The sequence below is a fragment of the Sporosarcina sp. P19 genome, assembly GCF_002743165.1.
GTDB lineage: Bacteria > Bacillota > Bacilli > Bacillales_A > Planococcaceae > Sporosarcina > Sporosarcina ureae.
Genome location: NZ_PDYR01000015.1, coordinates 19,737 through 40,533, shown reverse-complemented (window position 1 = coordinate 40,533; position 20,797 = coordinate 19,737). Strand labels below are relative to the sequence as shown.

Sequence of the window (20,797 nt, the reverse complement as noted above, 5' to 3'; positions counted from 1 at the left end):
ACGGAGCATAGGATTTTTTGCGTTGAAGATGAAAGATCATACACTACAGGTAATGAATTCTGTGAATGTGTATCCACTATCTACATATTAGTGTTTGAACTTTTTCTATATAAATTAAACATAAGAAGTAGTAATCTCGTGATCACCATTGGTTTCCGTTCGCTCTCACTACACACGAAAATTAAATTCATTCACTCATATCGCAGAACTTCGGATGATTAATGTTTTAGAAAAACTGAGAGTGGTATAGAATGATAAGGTGTATGTAGTTTGTTAGAGAGGAGGATGTGTGTATGGCGTATATTGGTTTATTATTAATCGCAATCTCGGTATTGATTGTCGCCATCTACCTTTCATTGTTACTAACGAAGTCTTCGAACTTATTGCTGACAGTTATGGGAACAGTAAAAGGGGTAGAGGCAGAGCTCGACAAGAGCATTGAGCAATTATATGGAACTTTAAATGAGACTGAACAACTGGCGACAGATGTTCAAGTGAAACTCGCTGCAACGACACCTCTATTTTCTTCTATTGAAAATATCGGACGTTCAAGCCAGTACTTGAGTGAAGAAATAAACAAGCGGACAAGACAATTTGAAGAGGATGGTTCTCTTCCAGGAACGGAAAAATTCGTTCAAGCCATTCAATATGGAGAGTTTGGTGTCCAAGTTTACGATTCATGGCAACGCGGTAAGAAGAGTTTAAAAAATACGTAAATGGAAATGAGGTATGAAAATGGATCTCGTTGGAATTGGCGTCATACTCATCGGTATCGCCTTCGTTATTTTAGCTATCTATTTCGCTAAGGTATTACAACAAGTCGGAAATATCCTGCACGACGTCGATGAGACAGTAGGAGCGCTTCCGAAACAACTTGACGGTATATTGGACGAAACTGGAAATTTGATTAAAAACAGTAATGATTCATTAGCAGATATCAATACTAAGATTGAAAACCTGACTCCATTGTTCAAAGTAATCGGTGACCTTGGAGAATCTACACACCAACTTACTTCTTCGTTAGTGGACGTGTCGTCTTCTGTTCAACAAAAAGGAGACCACAAGGACACATCAGAGCAAAACAAGAAACTAGGTAACATCTACGGCTCAGCCATGTTAGGCTATTACATCTTTAAGAAGCGCAAGCAATCTGTGAGCGCTGCTAAGGATCGTGCAGAACAAGGTCGCCCACAAAAAAAGTTACCAGCACCAGAAAATGCGTCATTTTAAGTGATGAAAAAGACTGAAGATCAATCCCAATCGGGCTTGACCTTCAGTCTTTTTTTAGGTTTTGGGGTGTTGTGTTCAGGCGAGTGTTAAATTTTTGAGTATGAATAGTAAAACTATGTCAGGTAGATTAACTTACACGATTTTAAAAAGTAGAAATTTTATAATCAAATTAATGATGGGTGTTATAATATTGACAATTAACAATTAATGGAAGTATTCATATGGCGTTAGCGAAAGAATATGTAAGCAGGGGAAACCATTTCTCTTAAGCTTGATACTAAATGCCGTCTTTGTTGTTGTTGTAAACGCAATAATTAGCTTTATGGCTTTACAGTACTTTAATAACGTTTGGACAAATTGGGTATTGTTTATTTCTTTTTTAATAATTGCTTTTATGATTTGGAGCAGAATGGATCCTCATAGGGGGAATTGGACTATAAATGGATGGATTACCCGAAGTGTAGGTATAGTGATTTTTCTAGTTCTTGCTTTTACACTTGGATTCTAATAGTAGAGACTACATCTCAATTATGTGAATAGGATGGTTAGTGTAAGGGGGGAAAAGTGTGAGTATGAAATAAACTTTTTCAAAAAAGGGGTTTAATTATGAAGTGTAAAGGGATAGTAAGCATTATTCTTATACTCGTGTTAACGGCTTGTGCATCCACCACACAAAAAGTAGTTTCTGATGAAGTAGTTTTTTATGGAGAGGGAAAGTATTGGAATGTAAGCTACATATACAATCCAATATTGTACGAGGAAAAAAGGTGAATTGGGTTGAAATCGAATTAAAGGATTTAGAGTTATCTCGGGAGGATATAAATAACATTGACATTGAATTGGAAGGTAACGATGGCGTGATTACGGGGAATGTTGAAGATATGAAGACAAAAGTTGAAGGTAACACGATTTCCTTTTTAGTGGGGACTGTTAATAATGAAACATATGAGGACGATGAATACAGAATCACTATAAAGTTCAAAGGTAAGCAAGATAGTATAAAATTAATTAAAAAATAACGATTGAATTGAATGAACGGTGGCAATTGCATTATAAGATTTATGTGCCGTAACGTAGTTGTTCTTTGTTTCGGATGGCGACTCCCGTGTAGTAAAGCGTCCGCCTAGTACGTCAATCAACGGTTTCTCCTCTTATCATAGAAAAAGAGCCATTCACAAAGTCTCTACAAGACCCTCTGAACAGCTCTTCCACTTATGGTCGCATCTTCTTCAGCTCTTTACGTTGTTGCATCAAATAAAATGCCAACGTAGCCACTCCATACAATCCTTTATACTCTTTCTCGCGAACAAACTCACTCGCATTTCCTACACGATCTTTAAAACGAATCGTTGTATCGAGTGCGGCAGTCGTCACTTCACGTGAAGCTTCGCCGACATCCCCAACGATCTGGAAGACCGGTGTTACTTCATAAATCTGTTTGTTTACATTACTAATCGTATCATTCGTCGTATGAAGAATTTGCTGAGTCTGACCCGTAACTTCCGCTACCGTTGACGGTAGGGTATCGGTCGTCTTCTTGACGCTTTCCAATACTTCGGTCAACTTTCCAAGTGGTTTAATTAACACGATTGCGACAATAATTAGCGCGATGCCGATGAGCAATACGCCTATTCCTAGTACCCAATCCATCAAGTTCACCTCTCTCCGTTATTCTGCTTCATCTTGTAGTACATTTTTGATGCCACTTCTGACAATGCAGTCGTTTGCTCCATCAACTTGGCATACTTGCCAGGAGGCGCTGATACTTGATCCGCCATTTTAGCGATAGAGTTCTGCACATACTGGGTGGATTCGCGAAGTTCTTTCGCTGAAGCCGCCAATCCGTCAACCGATTGCAGTTTTGCATTCGCATCATCCGCAATTTGGTTCGTCTGAGTCATGAGTTGATCGGCTTTATCCGTGATGCCGCCCACTTTCAGTTCCACACGTTTCATCGTTTCTTTTACATCTGTCATTGCTTCTTTGACCGCTTTGGCTGTTTTAATAATAGCAATTGCGATAACCACTAAAGCCGCAACGGCGACTATGGCACTAATATACAAGAGCACCTTCAATCTAGTCACCTCCACATAATAAGTGCGTTTCTAACTTGAACGTCTAACTTCCGTCAAAACGTGTAAACGTTCTATATCCTTGTCATTCCACAAATGAAAGTAATCTAAACACTGGCCTGCTATTTAACTAGAAAAACTATATTTCCACACCCCTATGTGAGAAAAGTACCTGAAATATGATATGATTTTCACATCAAATACTGAAGGGGTGAAATACATGCCTTGCAAAGGTTGCATTGTCCGTGAGATTGATTATGAAGTCTCATTTGAAAATTGTAAGCAAACAGCACTGTTCGAATCAATAGAAGATCATTTGAAACGAGCTCATATGCTGGTGAACCAGGAAGATCAAACATTTCATGTGAAAGAACAAGGGATAAAAGAATTATACGACTTTTGCGTCGATCATGCAGTAGAAATGGATACTATTCAATTTCGTCTCGACCAAACCGACTGGCGGCCTCTCTCGGAAGTCCTGCACGTAGTCGAAATGCAGTGGATTGATCAAGTCATTCAAGATGAACAATTGACGAGCCATTATCAGCCTATTGTTACACCCGACCTCGAGATTTATGCTTACGAATTGCTCGCGCGTTTCTATCATAAAGACGGTAGAGTGATTTATCCGAATGAAATTTTCTCCGCGGCAAAAGAGCGCGGTAGATTATATGCTCTTGACAGAGTGTGTCGTCTAACAGCAGTTCGCCATGCCAAACATATTACGCAAAAGGCATTCATTAATTTCATTCCAACCTCTATCTATTCGCCGGAGTTTTGCTTGCGATCGACGATTATTTTAGCTAACGAATTAGAAATTGACCCATACCGTTTAATCTTTGAAGTAGTGGAGTCGGAAAAAGTGGAAGACATGGACCATTTAAAAACGATTTTGGAGTACTATCATTCAAAAGGATTCGAGTATGCCCTCGATGATGTTGGGGAAGGTTATAACACGGCTGAAGTACTTTCTTTCCTTCGACCGAACTACATGAAGCTCGATATTAAGTATGTGCAAGGTGTGGCGACTGATCCTGCTAAGCAGCTTATAGCAGGGGAGTTTCTTGATAAAGCACTGGCGGTGGATGCGATTCCTTTAGCAGAGGGAATAGAAGCAGTAGAAGATTTTGAATGGTTGAAAGCGAAAGGTTATCAACTATTCCAAGGCTATTTATTCGGCAAACCGTCGGCAGTTCCACAGACAGAAATTTTCATATAGGCTTGCGCGTTGTCGAGGTTAATTAGTGTACACTGAAATTGATTTAATGTTAAACTATAATCAATAAGGAGATGGTACATATGAAATTAGACAAAAAAGTTGCAATCATTACAGGTGGAGCTGGCGGCATCGGGTTAGGCATTGCTACAGCATTCGCTAAAGAAGGCGCGACTATCGCGATCGTTGACTTAAACAAAGAAGCAGGCGACGCAGCGATTGAAAAATTGCAGAAAATCTCTCCGCAATCGATTTTTCTTCAAGCGGACTTAACTGTTCGAAAAGAATTACCTTCCATTGTCGAGCAAGTTGTAACGAAGCTCGGAAAATTGGACATCTTAGTCAACAACGCACATGCTTCACGTATGAAATCTATTGAAGAGATGACGCAAGAAGACATAGATCTGTCGTTCAATACAGGATTCTATCCAACGCTCTACTTGATGCAAGCGGCTCTTCCGCACTTGAAAGAGTCAAAAGGAACCGTGATCAACTTCTCATCCGGCGCAGGATTAAATGGCGATGTGAACCAAGGTTCATACGCTGCGGCGAAAGAAGCCATCCGCGGGATCACAAGAGTGGCGGCGAATGAATGGGGTCAATATGGCATCACGTGTAACCTGATTTCCCCAATTGCCAAAACACCAGGCATTGAGCATTGGGGACAAGAGAATCCGGAATCTTATCAAGCTATTCTTGCGAGAAACCCACTTGGACGCCTAGGCGATCCAGAAAAAGATATCGGTCGCACAGCAGTATTCCTAGCGAGCGAAGACGCTTCTTACATCACGGGTCAAACGATGATGGTAGACGGTGGGTCTATCAAATTACGTTAAAACAACATTCGAGGCTGTCCTGATTTATGGGGCAGTCTTTTTTTGTATGTAGGAGTATGGTCGGGTGGGGGGGTGATAGAGCGGCTGGCGCGTGTTATAGAGCGTTTGCCGGTGGGAGTATGAGCGGATGGGGTGTTTGATAGAGCGGATGGCACGTGTGATAGAGCGTTCGTGGTGGAAGTATGAGCGGATGGGGTGTTTGATAGAGCGACTGGCGCGTGTTATAGAGCGTTCGTGGTGGAAGTATGAGCGCACGCGGTGTTTGATAGAGCGGCTAGCGCGTGCTATAGAGCGTTCGTGGTAAAAGTATGAGCGCACGCGGCCATAGATAGAGCGAATACCACACGCCATAGAGCGCACGGGCGTATCTATCGAGCAACGAGCTCTACCAATACAAAAAGCTGCTCCACAACGGAACAGCTTCTCTCAAACAAACGTGTTATTTAATTTAGTGTAAATTTGGACTAAACTATTTCGTTCAGCCTCCGATAAGTGACTAAAGAACTCCGAACGCACTTTTACTCCGCATTTCTGCGCTTCGCCCAAAATCTCTAGGCCTCTAGGAGTTATTTCCCAATACTTTGTTCGTCGGTCTTCTTCATCATTACGCAACGTAATAAATTCGCTCTTAATGAGCTTTGACGACAAGTGCGTCAATGAAGCGGGCGTGAAGCCTAGTGTCTCAGCCAAGTCAGAAGGACGTTGTTCACCTTTGTTATGTAACTCTAGCAATACAAGAATATGGGAGATTCCTAGGGACAGCTTGGATTCTTGCTGGAAACGGATCAGCATTTTATTTGTCACTTGATCCATTAAATGTACCAAATTGAAAATTGTCTGTTCTTCAGTCAAAAAAGAACACCTCCTTTTCCTTCAAAAAACTTTATGCTTATATACTATTCATCATACAATATTATATACGAAATAAAACAGTTGTGACACGATAATAATACCTACATCTTACTCATTATTTTAAAATTAAAGAGTTTTTCATTTTCTTCTTTTTAATTGTAGACTGATAGCGTATGATAAAGACAACGAATGAACTAGATAAACCAAATAGGAAGGGTGGGCATAAGGTTTGATGAAAGTTAAAGATTCGTTAACGTTTCAGCTAGGTTCTATTATAGCTGGAATCTTGGTGGTGATGTTAATCATTACATCACTTGCTACATATAAGACTGCTTATGACAAATTGTATGATGCTGCAGGAATTGAGGCGTACGGCTGCGCCAATATTACTACTGGATTGATTCGACCTGGTGATATGGAAAAGGCATTGGCTGGTGACGTCGACACACAAAATGAACTTGGGAAGACATTGAACTGGACAACTGAACACAAAAATATATTTGAAACACAATATATTTTGGATTTGGATGGAAAAATCATTGCCCTCGACGATAATCTGAAAGCAAGTGGATTTAAGCCGGGAGACCAGTTCCATTTAGACAAAGAAGCGATTGCCGATCTACTCGAACATCGACATTCGACGTACTCTCAGCCTTACGAGTATGGCGGTATAGAGCGGCTTTCGGGTTATGCGCCAATACACGAAGACCAGGATGCGAGTAAAGAAATCATCGCAGTCAGCGTAATTGATTTCGATGCCAACATCGTCAAACATCGTACTTGGGACGTTGTACGCGACGGAATCATGATCAGTATTATTCCTATGATACTTGCTTCAATTGGAACAGGATTCTTGATTCGCCGGAAAACTAAGCCGATCACGAGCTTAATTGAGCAGGCGAAGGAAATTGCGGATGGTAACTTGGCGGTCCAACCGACAGAAGTGAAATCACAAGACGAAGTGGGCGACTTGGCTCGTACACTGAATCGTATGACGGTGAACCTACAAGATATGATCGCGACGATGAATACGACATCGCAGCATTTATCCGAAAACGCAGGGGAAACTTCTGCATCACTTTCTGAAATGCGTGAAGCGATTACGATGGTTGCACATAATATTGAAGAAGTCGTCACAGCTGTTACGGAAGGTACGTCAACTGCGGAGCACGCAACGGGTATTCTTACGGGATTAGCAAGTGGTTTAGACAATACGAAACAAAGCGCTGATTCGATGCTCGTTAACTCCAATGAAACGATGAAGATTGCACTAGAAGGCGCGAAACGCGCAGAGGAAATTAGCTATGATATGGAATTAATTCGAAATGGTTCACAACAAGTTGGAGATACGATTCAAAACTTGGTTGAATCTACGACGAAGATCCAAAACATCACGGGTTCCATCGCAGGAATTGCAGCTCAAACCAATTTACTTGCACTGAACGCATCCATTGAAGCGGCGCGTGCAGGTGAACACGGTAAAGGCTTTGCGGTAGTGGCGGAAGAAGTACGGAACTTGGCTGAGCAATCGAATCAGGAAGTACTCGAAGTAGAGAAGCTGGTGAAGGATATTTCGGATCGCATCCAGCAAGTCATTACTTCTACATCGGAAAATACGAAACACATCACGAAGGGTACTGAAACAGTGAAGCTTACGTCTCAGTCATTGAGTAATATTTCCGTGGCAGTTGGAGAAACTGTCACGGAAATCAAGAATATCTCAAACTTGATGACGTCAGAAGCCGCGAAATCAACAGAAGCGGTACAGTTGATTGAGCACTTGACGCACGCTGTACAAAATATTGAAGACATGACCAATAATATTGCAGCAGCTGCCGAGCAAACGACAGCGAGTATAGAAGAAATTTCAGAACGTTCTACGCAGACCAATCAAATGGCGCGTGAACTGGAAGTGTTTGTCGGTTCATTCGAATTACCTAAATAAACACTTGGCCATCGCATGTAAAGCGATGGCCTTTTTTACCATTGAATTTCGAATGTACGTTCTGTATAATACGAACATACATACGCTTAGGAAATGGGGAATATGTGATGGAAAGGAACCGAGATAGAGGGAAATTGAAGTGGACGTCGCTCATGCTGCCTGAACACCTCGAGAGACTACGCGATTGGCAATGGGAAGATGAGTATATTGAACGGCCCGAGTTAACCGATTGGGAACTACAAACGATGCAAGAGACACTTGAAATAGCTTGGCGCAGACGTGGTGAGACATGGATTAAAACTTGGCATGATGGAGAAGTTCGCTTTCATCAAGGGGAGATTGAAGCGCTCGACTTGCAGACGATGACCATTGTGCTGCGTGATCCATTCGGAACGGAAAGAATTCATGTAGCAGATGTGGTAGATGTCCAGTTATCGAAAGGAGCAGATGGTTTTTAACCAAAAATAAAAGCCGTCTGCGAAGGCAGACAGCTCAGTCTCTGAAAAATGCTTTTTCTACGTTGTATTTAGCTTGCTGTGTGTTGATTACGTACGTTTCGTAGATTTCGCGTTCCATTGGGTCATCGATAATAACAGCGGAAATTTTCGCTACTTCTTCACGGTGATTACGTAATGGAGACACTTGGTCTTCAAAATGCTTTTTTAGCCGTGGACGTAATTTTCGTGCTTTTCCTACGAATAATAACTCGTCGCTTTGGTTGAAGAACAACAAAAGGCCGCCTTTATCACGTGGAATATCATGAAAATCGATGAAACCATAAATTGGCTTAATTGGCGTTTCATCAGGTCCCATTTCTTGTTTTCTGCGAACGATCGTTACGTCCGGTTTAGGTAATGTAATATTGATCATTTTACTTCACATCCTTATATCAGTCAGTGTTTATCCTATCATACGACCCCGAAAAAAGCGAGAAACTTTCTGTCCGTCCCTTGCATATAGTAGACAAATGTCTTGGGAAGGATGAAATGATGAAAAATCCTGCTGTTATTCAAACGTATCACATATCAAATAGAAGGCCAAAAGTGGATGTGTCTTATCCCGTCATCACACAACTGGATGATCCAAAAGTTCAACAGAAACTAAATCAAGTACTGTTCAAGGAAATGAATAAAATGCTAGAGGATAATAATTATTATGACCCAAGTCTTGTGGAGATGGTCGCAACGTACGAAATCAAAAATAATCAGCGTGATCTCTTTAGTATTAACTTAATTGTCTACTCGTTCACTGGTGGAGCGCATGGAATGACCTACGTCAAATCTCTGACGTTTGATACGAAGACGGGAAGGCAATACAATCTACAAGATCTGTTCAAGCCAGGCAGTCCTTATGTGCAGCGGATATCGGAATATGTCAGACGCCATATTCAGCAATGGAAAACTCCGGTGCTTGAGCCATTCACTAAAATCAAACCTGATCAAGATTTCTACATCGCAGACACGAGTCTAGTGGTCTACTTCCAACTATACGAAATTTCACCTTACGTAGCCGGCTTCCCATATTTTCCGATTCCCTTGCTCGATTTACAGGAGATCATTAAACCGAATAGTCCAGCAGACCGAATGCTACCGTTCATAGGAACTTGAAAATAACTGAATAAACAAATGTATAGGCTTACATGACGGAATAGTGTTATAATTTCGATATACGAAATATACAAATGAGGTGGAAACTATGCTAAGAAACTTCTTTATCGGTTTATCTGAAAATCAACTACTGAATCAAGCTGCCCAAAAATACGGCTTTCAACTAGGGGCCCAACAAGTCGTGGCAGGAACTAACATCGAAGAAATGATTACTAGTGTCAAAGAACTTAATCTAGCAGGCATTTCATGCACGATCGACAATTTGGGTGAATTTGTGTACGAAAAGAGCGAGGCCATTGAAGCGAAAGAACAAATCTTAGCGGTAGTGGACGCAATCCAAGAACATGAAGTAGATGCGCACATCTCGATCAAACCATCACAGCTCGGCCTCGATATTGATTATGCGTTTTGCGAACAACAAGTAGAAGAAATCGTCAAACGAGCAAACAAGGTAGGAATGTTTGTTAATTTTGATATGGAAAATCACTCACGACTTGAACCGACGTTCCGTTTACTAGACGAATTAAAAGCAAAGGGCTATGAAAACGTCGGAACCGTTATCCAAGCTTATTTTCACCGGGCGTTGGGTGATACGAAAAAATACAACGATACACGCATCCGTCTAGTAAAAGGTGCGTATAAAGAGTCACCGGACGTTGCGTATATAGATAAACAAGATATTGATGAAAATTATATTAAGATCATTGAAGAACACTTATTGCACGGAGCGTTTACATCGATTGCGACACATGACCATAACATCATCAATCATGTGAAGCAGTTTGTGAAAGAACATGATATTTCACGTGATCAATTCGAGTTCCAGATGCTGTACGGCTTCCGCCATGAGTTGCAGTTGCAGTTGGCGAAAGAGGGCTATAATTTCTGTACATACGTACCGTTTGGCGAGGATTGGTACGGGTACTTCATGCGCAGACTGGCGGAGCGTCCGCAAAATATGAACTTGATGATGAAGCAAGTGTTCAATAAGAAAACGAATACTATGATTGGTCTAGTCGCCGGCGCGTTTGTGCTTGGGCGATTAAGCAAGCGTGGGAGTGACCAGAAACAAGATGGTGGTTGGGTGAAGTATCGTTGAGCGGTAGGATAGGGCCAACGTGGATTAACATTTCAGGTGGATGCGCTCATACATTCGTTCAAGCGCTCATAGCTTATGCTTGATCGCTCAATGTTACGTGATATCCGCTCTATCAAGGCCTGCAATCGCTCAATACACGGTCGCGTCTCTACTACTCTCTGAGCTAAATGCAAGATAGTAACGGTGATTGAGTTACCCTTTCTTCTTCTTTCAAAACACTGCTTTCCCCGCAGTGTTTTTTTGTACTCACTTTACAGAAAACATGGGAAATAGTAGTGTTAGAGGTAGTTAAAGTATTATTCACTCTTCAGAACACCAAAGACAGGAGGAGAGTTGATGAAACAACTTTTGGTCATGGTTCTCTGTGCAGCGTTACTGATCGGATGTAATACGAATCGAACATTATCTTACGAGGAAGTCACCATGAAGGACTTGGATAAGGGTGATCAGGTATTCTACCAACACGCGCAGGCTGAAAATGGCGTGTATTTATTTTACGACACGTCAGACGATAAATTGGTCATTTATTTTAACACCTCTCATGAAAATCAGGAAGATTACGCCGTGGACTTTACCAACTTTGACGTAGAAAGCGATGGAGACACGTTGCACATTCTGTATGATAAAAATCAAGACGAAGGCGAATCAAAAACTTTTCAAGAACAGCAATTCTATGAAATTTACTTAGACAAAGAGTATGAAACGATCGAGCTGTTTGAGAATGGAGATATGGCGGCATTCACTTCTATCTATTCATAATTAATATAAAATGAAATGAGGACAGTTATGAACATTATAAAAGCGAACATATCTGACGTTCCTATCATCCGTGACGTGATGATTCGCGCGTTTCGTGAATATGAGCAGGCCACACCTCCGACGAGTGCTTTGAAAGAAACCGTCGAAAGTATCGCCGCTGAAATGCAAAGTGGTGTAGAGGCGTTGATTGGCTATATAGAAGAGGAGCCGGTCGCGATGGTTCGTTTTCGATTGGAAGATGAAAGCCTCTATTTTTCTAGATTCTCTGTAGTGCCAGAAAGACAAGGTCAAGGCATCGCGAAAAAAATACTGCGATATTTAGAGGAGTATGCGACGCAACAAGGGAAGAGGGTAATAGTATGCAAAGTGCGAGCAGATGTGCCGAAAAACATCTCACTCTATCAATCGATCGGCTATCACGTGTGTGAAGAATCTGTACTACATAGAACGGATGGTACGTCGATTGCCGTAGTTTCTATGGAGAAATCGCTATCCTGAGCAGTGGGAGGTCGTACAAGTGCAGAAACAAAAGAAAAACACCCGCGATGTATTGCAATACTTGGCGCTCTTCATTGTATTGGGTTCACAGGTCGTTCGTCTGATACTGTATATTACGGAAGTGGCGTATACGATCCCTGAAAACTTGTTAAATCTATGGATGTATATAGGATGGGGAGCCGCAATAGCCTTATTGCTAGTATCTTATCTGTTTCCAAAAAAGGAGCAGTCAACATAAATCGTGAAAGGAGGAAATACATATGCACAACGACAACAATCTGATTTTTTCGTTTCTATCTATTTTAAGCGTATTCATATACATCATCCCGATCGCATTCCTTATTTTCACTGTATGGTTTGCATTGAAATTCCTTAAACTACAAGAACGCAAAAATGAAATCCTTCAATCGATCGCAGACAGACTCAATAAGTAGAAGTAAGAAGATGAACCATTTTCAATTCAAATAGAAGGAGAAACACCGTGATAAAAAATAGAACCGCACTTATAAGTGCTGTGGTACTTCTTGCCATTTGCATGTTTTTATTTTTCCCCTACCCAAATAATCCGTTAATCGGAGCTACCGTGACATTCATGTCGTTTCCCATTCAAGCCGATGACAGACTCGTTTGGAAAGGACTAGTAGGCACTCTTTTATTCCTGATCGCGATGGCGCTGCTGATTTACGGATTGAAGAAATTTTATGTTGTGTTAGCTGTGCTTGTGCTCTTCCTGTATGCATTGATCCCGGTATATCTCATTACGGCGTATCAAGAAACATTAGCGAGCGGTATTGGAGCCATTTCCTACGACCAGAAAGGCAAGTGCGCATTTGATACGTTGGACGATAATGAACGGATGAGTGGGGACTGCCAGTTGACTTTGAAAAATCACAGCAAAAACCCCGTATCTTTCGAGCTGGAGTTCTTGGACAGTGGGTTTGGCCAAGATGAAATGAAAATGGTATCACTGATGAATATAGCAGGTCCCTATAAGATGACAATTGAAGGGAATCGGACAGAATTCATTGAGCTCAATGAAATTTTGGACGTCTCGAACGTGCCGGATCGTATCTATAGCGGATCAACATCAGATGTACATTTCAAGATAATAGAAGGAAAGAAAGAACGCATTTTTTAATGTAGATAAGAAAATGAGGATTGAATATAGCCGACAATAGGGTATTCAATAAAATAGATAAGGAGAGGATCTCATGCTTCGAAAGCTATTTTATATTACGTTTATGGCGGTGGTACTCACTGGTTGTCAGACCGCAAATAAGAACAGTACATCGAATACGCCACAAGAGGCAATTGAACAGCTTCATGCTGAAGAAGGTTTTGCGGAAGTCGTGAAAGTGTATCGAACGTTGGAAGTTGATAATAATAAAGTAATCAATGTCTATAAAGGGATATTGGATGGCACGGAAGAAATATTTGTCGCAAAGTTGAACAAAGAGAAAGATGATACATGGACGGTAACGGATGCAATTGGAATCGGCATGCCTTCCGAGGAGAACATAGGGGAGAGTATCAAAACTCCTTCGTTTGAAACGGGTTTCACAAAGAAGAATAACGCACCGAGTCCTAATACTAAATTGGTTCAGACGGATGACAAAAAGTATAGAGTCTGGGTGAAAGTAATCGAGTAACACGAAAAGACCGCCAGCTGAGGTACCCCTAAAGTTAGAGTCGCAATCTAACTCTTGGGGTGCACTTCACAACGCGGTCTTTTTTCATTGTCTGCTAAGTAGAATAACAAAATAGACGGCCATCGCGAGCAATCCAAGCGGTACACCGACCCGTGCCCATTCGCCACTGCGAATATTAAGCTTACCTGCCGCAATGATATTGGGGATATTACCCGGAATCAACATCCCGCCACTAATAAGTAAACCGAGTAGCAGCGCTTGGATCGTGGATTCGTCCATCGCGGGACTGATTTCCGCAGCAGCGAGCGTCGCGTTGTCGAGTACAGCTGAAATCATGTTGATCCAGTAAAGCGTCAATGGATGAAGATCAAGTAAGTATAGTGTGATCAATGGCTCAAATCCCGCACCAAGCAATGTCAAAGCCAAAACAAATATATACACTTTCACTCCGCGCCCGAAAATACTTATGTATGACTCTGCCGCTTGTCCGGAAGAACGGTGCCGCGAGCGGTTGCGTGGGCGGATCAGGAAGAATGCGAGCAGTCCGAAGACGAATACACCGGCTATAATATCTGTACCAAGCAAGTTCATTAAGTAATAAAAGTCTTCATCCAGTTTATTTGTTGCAATCGTTGAAAGAGGCTCCCCGATCGGTGTCAGCACCGCGCCCATGCCGATTGCGTAACACGCTAATATCACAAAGCGGATTTCTGATATTCGGTCCATTTGCAAGACGGACGCGATAGCTACGAGGACTAGCGCCGCAATGATCGCGGTGATAATACTGGAAATTAAGCCTAATCCCATAATAATTAGCGCTAAGTATAAGCGGAATGGAATGATTCTGCTCCCTGATAATACTGCTTTCTCAAACGGATGTCGTATCCAGCGAAACACGATTCCTGCTACAAGGACCGCAAACGTAATATGCAAAGGATCGTGTAACGCCTTATTCCACAACTCCCACTGAAACACTCCGCTAACAAATGCCGCAGCACAACCCATGACGAATAAAAACAATTCCAAATTACGTTCAATGCGAGGGATTGTAAATGGCAGCAATAGCACCAAACTTAAAATAATGAGCAATCCTGTGACCATAGGCATCTCCTTTCATCAATCTTTCTTCTACACTCTATGCAAAACGCCGATTCATCTTGCATACAGTCTGAATAGAATAGAAAAAGAGGAGGACACGCATTGGAAGTTTCAGATATTGTACTGATCCCCGTTATTATCGGATTAACAGAAATTTTAAAAATGAATGGATTGCCAAAGAAACTGATTCCGATCTTTTCTTTACTACTAGGCATTGGTGGCGGGATCTTCTACTTGTTTCCGCATGATTGGAAGTCGGGAATTCTAGGCGGGTTGATTATGGGGTTGTCAGCGAGTGGGTTGTATTCGAGTGGGAAGACGATTGTTAGGAAGCCACCGTGTGATGAGGAAGATGAGAAGTGATTTTCACAAAAATAAGCCCCTTGTTTGTGTCATGAATGGACATGAATGAGGGGATTTGTTGTTTGGTGCGTATATGAATTGCCAAAGATGCTGAAGTTAATCACGGTCTTTACTGTTGTAGTTTGCTATTTGATCCTATAATTTTTACGGAGACGTCACTTTTGGGGCATTATAGCACTAGTAGTACTAACATTATTACTAATTTATGATTCCTTCCCAAAGTTGGTTTCTTATATATATATACCAATCAATACTTATTGGACTCATACTATTGATTTCCTTCATCAGCCTCATTATGAATTACTTTCAAAAAGAGGATGTCTCAAGATTCAATCCTCTATGGCAAGTTATATTATTGACGTATTTCTTTATATTAATTATTATCTTTCCTTTAGTAGGGGGTATTTCACGAGTCGATTTATCTTTAACAAATCCTTTTGTTTGAATAATGTTTTTCATAAGTGTTTTTGATATTGTAAAAGGATATAAGAAAATAAAAGTTGATCCAAAACAGAGCTGATGAGTATAAGAATCAAATCATAGAGAATGAGTTTTGTTAGTTGTGATGTGAGAGGTTTTTGGAATTAAACGGTAGTAGTTGTTTATCCCTGTCATCATTGGATTAATCGGAGTCCTGAAAGTGTACGGATTACCAGAGAAGCTGATGCTGAACTTTAGTGAGTAAAAAAATTGCCTCGCGAGGAAGAAGAGTGAGAGCGGCTTTCCGCTGGTTAACGTCTGTGGTATAATCGGCCTGGATATGTAGATTCGGACTCATGATTAGGCCGTTACATAAGGGGGACTTGCATTGGAGATCGATAAAAAGCAACTTATCATAGAAGCAGCCAAACTTTACTATCAATTTGATTATACCCAGCTCGCTATTTCAAAAAAATTAGGCGTCTCAAGGCCGACGGTTTCTCGGCTCCTACAGCAAGCGAAAAAAAATGGCTACGTGAAAATCGACATCATCGATCCATTTCATGATAATAATCAATTAGCAAAATCCTTGCAGCACAAATATCAAATCGAAGAAGTGAAAATTGCGTACTCGGCAGTGGAAGATGAGCGGGATGTGATCCAGGCTATTAGCACAGAAGCGGCGGACTATTTGTATCGAACCGTAAAAGACGGTGATATTCTTGGTGTGACATGGGGCCGGACGATGTATCGGGTGGCCAACGAATTGAAGAAAAAAGATGTAAAAGGAGTCGAGGTCATCCAGCTCAAAGGAGGCATCGGCTTGTCGGACGTTAATACATACGATTCTGAAACGGTTTACAAATTTGCGGAAGCCTTCCATACCATCCCCCGTTACTTGCCGCTCCCCGTCCTAGTCGACACACCTGAAGTCAAAGTCGTGATTGAATCGGACCGGTATATGCACCGGCTCATTGAACTCGGGAGACAAGCGAATATCGCCGTGTTCACGGTGGGCGCTGTCGACAACGAATCATTGCTGTTCCGTCTCGGCTATTTGACTGCAGAAGAAGAACAGCAACTCCATCAAGAAGCGATTGGCGATATTTGTTCACGCTTCTTCAAACGTACAGGCGAAGTATGTGATACTACCGTCAATGACCGGACGATTGGCATCCGGCTAGAAGAGTTAAAGCAAAAAGAAAAATCCATTCTCGTCGCTGGTGGGAACCGCAAAGTAGAGGCCATCCATGGAGCGCTTAATGGAGGCTATGCGAACGTCTTTATAACGGATCAGTATACGGCACAGGCTTTGTTGCTTCACCAATAGAAACATATGGGAATCCGCTTATTGATAAGCGTGATTCTTTTTTTTATTCGGAATGAACAATGTTTCACCTCCTCTGCACATATGCTCAAAGTCTATGATATACTATACATAAAGTCAGGTCGCAACGGCATCCTAAGGAAAATGGTGTGCAAGAAGCAAAGTGTAAGCGTAACCAACATGCAAGGGAGGAAATATGATGAACGTTGTATTTTATATAACCGGATTGTTGCTCGTGTTAATCGTGGGCTTGATTGTCAGTGTGGACCGCAGGAAAATCCGCTATAAACCGATTGTGATTATGCTGCTGACCCAGCTTGTCTTGACATTTATCTTGTTGAATACAAAAGTGGGCGTAGTCTCCATAGGCTTTGTTTCGGCTTTATTCTCGAAGCTGGTTGACCTTGGGGTAACGGGCGTCAATTTCGTGTTTGGCGGATTGGAAAATGAAGGGGAATACGTATTCTTCTTGAATGTGTTATTGCCAATCGTTTTCATTTCCGTGTTGATTGGTATATTAAATCAATTCAAGATTTTACCGTTCATCATTAAATATGTAGGAATCGTACTGAGTAAGTTGAATGGCATGGGGAAAATGGAGAACTACATAGCCGTATCCTCTGCAGTTCTCGGGCAGTCCGAAGTATTTTTAACTATCAAGGACCAAATGGATGATATTTCGAAAAGACGTTTGTATACGTTTTGTACTTCCGCGATGAGTGCAGTCAGTGTTGCCATCGTTGGTGCATACATGGAAATCATCGAACCGCAGTTTGTCGTAGTGGCGATTGCGCTCAATATTATGTCGGCACTGATTGTCGCAAGTATCATCAACCCTTATGAATTATCGGAAGAAGAAGATACGCTAACGATCGAGTCGAAGAAGAAGTTGTCATTCTTCCAGATGATCAGTGAAAGTATTATGGATGGTTTTAAAGTCGCGGTTATTGTCGCTGCCATGCTGATCGGTTTCATCGCGTTGATGAACGGAATCGATTATCTCTTTGAAATGCTGTTCAACGTTTCCTTCCAGACCATTTTGGGGTATATCTTTGCACCAATCGCCTTTGTAATGGGCGTGCCTTGGGCAGACAGTGTACAAGCCGGCAGCATCATGGCGACCAAACTTGTCACCAACGAATTTGTGGCGATGTTGAGTTTTAGGGAAATTTCGGCAGGCTTGTCAACGAAAGCGGTAGGTATGATATCGGTGTTCCTCGTTAGTTTTGCGAATTTCAGTTCCATTGGGATTATTACAGGCGCTGTCAAGGCGTTGAGCTCAAAACAAGGGGACGAAGTGGCGAAAAACGGTTTGAAATTACTTTTGGGTTCAACATTGGCGTCAGTTCTTTCAGCGACTGTCATCGGGCTATTTTTATAATAGAAATGAAAATTTAAAAACAGGAGTGGTGGATGCTATGCGTATGGTAGATATGATTGAGAAAAAACGAGATGGACATGCGTTGACAAACGAAGAAATTTCATTTGTCATCAATGGATATACGGACGGCTCGATTCCAGATTACCAAATGTCAGCCTTTCAAATGGCGGTATATTTCCAGGGGATGACGTTGGAAGAAACCGCGCAGTTCACAATGGCGATGGTGGAGTCAGGCGACCAAGTCGATTTGTCTGCTATCGAGGGCGTTAAGGTGGATAAACACTCTACAGGCGGAGTTGGCGATACGACAACTCTTGTGCTCGCGCCACTTGTTGCTGCACTCGGTATCCCGGTAGCCAAAATGTCGGGCCGTGGATTGGGTCATACGGGCGGAACACTTGATAAGCTGGAGTCCGTTCCCGGTTTCCATATCGAAATTACAGACAAAGAATTCTTCGATCTCGTCAATACAAACAAAATTGCGGTTATCGGACAATCCGGCAATATTACCCCTGCAGACAAGAAGATTTACAGTCTGCGTGATGTCACGGCAACGGTCAGTTCCATTCCGTTGATCGCAAGCTCAATCATGAGCAAGAAGATTGCGGCGGGATCGGATGCAATTGTTCTCGATGTAAAAGTCGGAACTGGCGCGTTCATGAAAGACCTCGACATGGCTCGTGAACTCGCGGGTGAAATGGTGCAGATCGGAAACAAGATCGGCCGTCAGACGATGGCGGTAATTTCGGACATGAACCAGCCGCTCGGTTATGCCATAGGAAATGCACTCGAAGTTAAAGAAGCCGTCGAAACGTTGCAAGGCAATGGCCCGGAAGATTTGCACGAACTGTGCTTGACGCTCGGCAGCCATATGGTTCGTTTGGCAGGAAAAGCGGACTCGACGGAGGAAGCACGAAAAATGCTCGAAGAAGTTATCCAAAACGGCAAAGCGCTTGAAGTGTTTAAACTGTTCTTGCAATCCCAAGGCGGCGACACATCCGTCATTGACGATCTATCGAAGCTTCCTACGGCCCAGTATACAATCGACGTGCCAGCTAAAGAAGCGGGATATGTCTCTGCGATTACTGCGGATGAAATCGGCACGGCTGCAATGCTTCTAGGTGCGGGACGCGCAACAAAAGAATCCGAAATCGATTTGGCGGTTGGGCTAGTGCTGCACAAGAAAATCGGGGACTCCGTAGAAGTGGGCGAATCGCTCGTAACGATTCATAGCAACACGGAAGATATCGAAGACGTAAAAGAAAAGATCTATCATGCTTACGGAGTTTCGGCTTCTAAAGTACAGCCTGTAACACTCGTGCATGACGAAATTACAAAATAATTAAAGGAGTGGTTCATAAATGAATAAAGCAAAAATGATCGACCATACATTATTGAAAGCCGACGCAACGAAAGACAAAGTCGCGGCGCTCATACAAGAAGCAAAAGACTATCAGTTTAAATCAGTATGCATTAACCCGGGCTGGGTTTCATATGCCGCTGAACAGTTAAAAGGCACCGATGTGTTAGTCTGCACGGTAATCGGTTTCCCTCTTGGAGCGACTACTTCTGCAGTCAAAGCATTCGAAACTAAAGATGCAGTGGCGAACGGAGCAGGAGAAATCGACATGGTCATCAATATCGGAGCACTGAAAGACCAGGATGACGAATGGGTCGAATCAGATATTCGTGCGGTAGTCGAAGCAGCTAACGGTACATTGGTCAAAGTTATCATCGAAACATGCTTGCTGACAGATGAAGAAATCGTCCGTGCATGCGAGCTATCCGTCAAAGCCGGCGCTGATTTCGTCAAGACGTCAACTGGGTTCTCAACAGGTGGCGCGACGGTAGAAGACGTGGCTCTTATGCGGAAGACGGTTGGCCCAGACATTGGTGTCAAAGCGTCCGGCGGCGTGCGCAGCGGAGAAGATTTCGATGCGCTAGTCGAAGCAGGGGCTACGCGTATTGGTGCAAGCTCGGGGATAAGCATTGTAAAAGGCGAAGTATCAGACTCGAATTATTAATAGTTCCTTAACAGGACTGTTCTGCATATATGCAGGGCAGTCCTGTTTTTATGGGACAAACCGACCTGTACTGTCTCCGGCAATTGATAGTGTATTTCTCGCTTCAACCAGATTGACCGGTCGTGTGTGTCCGGTCATTTTATATTTTCTGAAAAGTTTCATATATACATGTGCTGTGATGGTAAAATGAAAGGAAAAGAAACAGTACAAAGTGAAATGATCCTTAGCGATTGGCATGTTTATTGAGAAACAAGTAACTGTTGCACTGGTAGCAGAGTTAGCAGAATTACCGCTTGCTGACTTTATTGGTTTACTAAAGACTACGAACATTCCTTGGATGGAATACACAGATGAGCATTTAGAAGATGACCTCCAAGCAATTCGGGATATTATAATAACGGAAAATGGTTCAGTATGAAAA

27 protein-coding genes are annotated in these 20,797 nt (G+C 42.2%); 22 read left to right on the top strand and 5 right to left on the bottom strand.

What is annotated here, in order from left to right:
- Positions 1-293 precede the first annotated feature (293 nt).
- The 3 genes from CSV74_RS14025 (at position 294) to CSV74_RS14010 (ending at position 2,249) form a co-directional block, all read left to right on the top strand.
- Entirely contained in the window at positions 294-716 is a 423-nt protein-coding gene (locus CSV74_RS14025; RefSeq protein ID WP_029053733.1) for a DUF948 domain-containing protein, read from the top strand.
- Positions 717-735: 19 nt separating this feature from the next.
- Entirely contained in the window at positions 736-1,230 is a 495-nt protein-coding gene (locus tag CSV74_RS14020; protein WP_233190966.1) for a DUF948 domain-containing protein, read from the top strand.
- Between the two features lie 767 nt (positions 1,231-1,997).
- The gene (locus tag CSV74_RS14010) at positions 1,998-2,249 is read left to right on the top strand and encodes a hypothetical protein (RefSeq protein ID WP_099692168.1); all 252 of its coding nucleotides are present in this window, start codon (positions 1,998-2,000) and stop codon (positions 2,247-2,249) included.
- Between the two features lie 193 nt (positions 2,250-2,442).
- On the opposite strand, the gene CSV74_RS14005 is transcribed toward CSV74_RS14010, so the two are convergent.
- Together CSV74_RS14005 and CSV74_RS14000 are read right to left on the bottom strand one after the other, a co-directional pair.
- Complete coding sequence (locus CSV74_RS14005; protein ID WP_099677266.1) at positions 2,443-2,880, bottom strand: DUF948 domain-containing protein; 438 nt, start codon at positions 2,878-2,880, stop codon at positions 2,443-2,445.
- Between the two features lie 5 nt (positions 2,881-2,885).
- Positions 2,886-3,299, bottom strand: coding sequence for a DUF948 domain-containing protein (locus CSV74_RS14000; RefSeq protein WP_232321273.1), 414 nt, complete (start codon positions 3,297-3,299; stop codon positions 2,886-2,888).
- A gap of 223 nt (positions 3,300-3,522) precedes the next feature.
- Between CSV74_RS14000 and CSV74_RS13995 the strand changes: the two genes are divergently transcribed.
- The 3 genes from CSV74_RS13995 (at position 3,523) to CSV74_RS16675 (ending at position 5,658) form a co-directional block, all read left to right on the top strand.
- Complete coding sequence (locus tag CSV74_RS13995) at positions 3,523-4,521, top strand: EAL domain-containing protein (protein ID WP_099692167.1); 999 nt, start codon at positions 3,523-3,525, stop codon at positions 4,519-4,521.
- A gap of 80 nt (positions 4,522-4,601) precedes the next feature.
- Entirely contained in the window at positions 4,602-5,354 is a 753-nt protein-coding gene (locus CSV74_RS13990; RefSeq protein ID WP_099692166.1) for an SDR family NAD(P)-dependent oxidoreductase, read from the top strand.
- 127 nt (positions 5,355-5,481) lie between these two features.
- Positions 5,482-5,658: a hypothetical protein gene (locus tag CSV74_RS16675; protein ID WP_158231810.1), complete on the top strand. Its 177-nt coding sequence runs from the start codon at positions 5,482-5,484 to the stop codon at positions 5,656-5,658.
- Between the two features lie 122 nt (positions 5,659-5,780).
- Here the strand turns inward: CSV74_RS16675 and CSV74_RS13985 are convergent, their stop codons facing one another.
- Positions 5,781-6,206 (bottom strand): MarR family winged helix-turn-helix transcriptional regulator, encoded by a 426-nt coding sequence (locus CSV74_RS13985; RefSeq protein WP_029053741.1) that lies wholly within the window; start codon positions 6,204-6,206, stop codon positions 5,781-5,783.
- A gap of 232 nt (positions 6,207-6,438) precedes the next feature.
- On the opposite strand from CSV74_RS13985, the gene CSV74_RS13980 reads away from it, so the two are divergent.
- The gene (locus tag CSV74_RS13980; protein ID WP_099692193.1) at positions 6,439-8,151 is read left to right on the top strand and encodes a methyl-accepting chemotaxis protein; all 1,713 of its coding nucleotides are present in this window, start codon (positions 6,439-6,441) and stop codon (positions 8,149-8,151) included.
- Positions 8,152-8,258: 107 nt separating this feature from the next.
- Entirely contained in the window at positions 8,259-8,609 is a 351-nt protein-coding gene (locus CSV74_RS13975) for a YolD-like family protein (protein ID WP_099692165.1), read from the top strand.
- A gap of 34 nt (positions 8,610-8,643) precedes the next feature.
- On the opposite strand, the gene CSV74_RS13970 is transcribed toward CSV74_RS13975, so the two are convergent.
- Entirely contained in the window at positions 8,644-9,021 is a 378-nt protein-coding gene (locus CSV74_RS13970) for a nucleotide excision repair endonuclease (RefSeq protein WP_085426351.1), read from the bottom strand.
- Positions 9,022-9,137: 116 nt separating this feature from the next.
- Between CSV74_RS13970 and CSV74_RS13965 the strand changes: the two genes are divergently transcribed.
- The 8 genes from CSV74_RS13965 (at position 9,138) to CSV74_RS13935 (ending at position 13,763) form a co-directional block, all read left to right on the top strand.
- On the top strand, positions 9,138-9,758 hold the full coding sequence (locus tag CSV74_RS13965) for a DUF3298 and DUF4163 domain-containing protein (protein ID WP_232321234.1): 621 nt from the start codon (positions 9,138-9,140) through the stop codon (positions 9,756-9,758).
- An 88-nt stretch (positions 9,759-9,846) separates the two neighbouring features.
- Complete coding sequence (locus CSV74_RS13960) at positions 9,847-10,857, top strand: proline dehydrogenase family protein (RefSeq protein WP_099692164.1); 1,011 nt, start codon at positions 9,847-9,849, stop codon at positions 10,855-10,857.
- A 336-nt stretch (positions 10,858-11,193) separates the two neighbouring features.
- The gene (locus tag CSV74_RS13955) at positions 11,194-11,616 is read left to right on the top strand and encodes a hypothetical protein (RefSeq protein ID WP_099692163.1); all 423 of its coding nucleotides are present in this window, start codon (positions 11,194-11,196) and stop codon (positions 11,614-11,616) included.
- A 27-nt stretch (positions 11,617-11,643) separates the two neighbouring features.
- Positions 11,644-12,114, top strand: a complete 471-nt coding sequence (locus CSV74_RS13950; protein ID WP_099692162.1) for a GNAT family N-acetyltransferase — start codon at positions 11,644-11,646, stop codon at positions 12,112-12,114.
- 19 nt (positions 12,115-12,133) lie between these two features.
- Positions 12,134-12,352 carry a hypothetical protein gene (locus CSV74_RS13945; protein WP_099692161.1) on the top strand — a complete coding sequence of 73 codons (219 nt, stop codon included), beginning with the start codon at positions 12,134-12,136 and terminating at the stop codon, positions 12,350-12,352.
- 22 nt (positions 12,353-12,374) lie between these two features.
- Positions 12,375-12,548: a hypothetical protein gene (locus CSV74_RS16790; RefSeq protein WP_199170360.1), complete on the top strand. Its 174-nt coding sequence runs from the start codon at positions 12,375-12,377 to the stop codon at positions 12,546-12,548.
- Positions 12,549-12,595: 47 nt separating this feature from the next.
- Positions 12,596-13,252 carry a bL19 family ribosomal protein gene (locus CSV74_RS13940; protein ID WP_099692160.1) on the top strand — a complete coding sequence of 219 codons (657 nt, stop codon included), beginning with the start codon at positions 12,596-12,598 and terminating at the stop codon, positions 13,250-13,252.
- Between the two features lie 73 nt (positions 13,253-13,325).
- Positions 13,326-13,763: a hypothetical protein gene (locus CSV74_RS13935; RefSeq protein WP_099692159.1), complete on the top strand. Its 438-nt coding sequence runs from the start codon at positions 13,326-13,328 to the stop codon at positions 13,761-13,763.
- Positions 13,764-13,847: 84 nt separating this feature from the next.
- Here the strand turns inward: CSV74_RS13935 and CSV74_RS13930 are convergent, their stop codons facing one another.
- Positions 13,848-14,864, bottom strand: coding sequence for a DUF1646 family protein (locus tag CSV74_RS13930; protein ID WP_099692158.1), 1,017 nt, complete (start codon positions 14,862-14,864; stop codon positions 13,848-13,850).
- A 99-nt stretch (positions 14,865-14,963) separates the two neighbouring features.
- Between CSV74_RS13930 and CSV74_RS13925 the strand changes: the two genes are divergently transcribed.
- The 6 genes from CSV74_RS13925 to CSV74_RS13900 all read left to right on the top strand — a co-directional run bounded on the left by CSV74_RS13925 (position 14,964) and on the right by CSV74_RS13900 (position 20,794).
- Positions 14,964-15,224 carry a hypothetical protein gene (locus tag CSV74_RS13925; RefSeq protein ID WP_029053750.1) on the top strand — a complete coding sequence of 87 codons (261 nt, stop codon included), beginning with the start codon at positions 14,964-14,966 and terminating at the stop codon, positions 15,222-15,224.
- 808 nt (positions 15,225-16,032) lie between these two features.
- Entirely contained in the window at positions 16,033-16,974 is a 942-nt protein-coding gene (locus tag CSV74_RS13920; protein WP_099692157.1) for a DNA-binding transcriptional repressor DeoR, read from the top strand.
- Between the two features lie 196 nt (positions 16,975-17,170).
- Entirely contained in the window at positions 17,171-18,352 is a 1,182-nt protein-coding gene (locus tag CSV74_RS13915; RefSeq protein ID WP_099692156.1) for a NupC/NupG family nucleoside CNT transporter, read from the top strand.
- A gap of 37 nt (positions 18,353-18,389) precedes the next feature.
- Positions 18,390-19,694 carry a pyrimidine-nucleoside phosphorylase gene (locus CSV74_RS13910; protein WP_099692155.1) on the top strand — a complete coding sequence of 435 codons (1,305 nt, stop codon included), beginning with the start codon at positions 18,390-18,392 and terminating at the stop codon, positions 19,692-19,694.
- A 19-nt stretch (positions 19,695-19,713) separates the two neighbouring features.
- Positions 19,714-20,376, top strand: coding sequence for a deoxyribose-phosphate aldolase (gene deoC, locus CSV74_RS13905; protein ID WP_099692154.1), 663 nt, complete (start codon positions 19,714-19,716; stop codon positions 20,374-20,376).
- A gap of 235 nt (positions 20,377-20,611) precedes the next feature.
- Positions 20,612-20,794, top strand: coding sequence for a UPF0175 family protein (locus CSV74_RS13900; RefSeq protein ID WP_099692153.1), 183 nt, complete (start codon positions 20,612-20,614; stop codon positions 20,792-20,794).
- Positions 20,795-20,797: the final 3 nt, after the last annotated feature.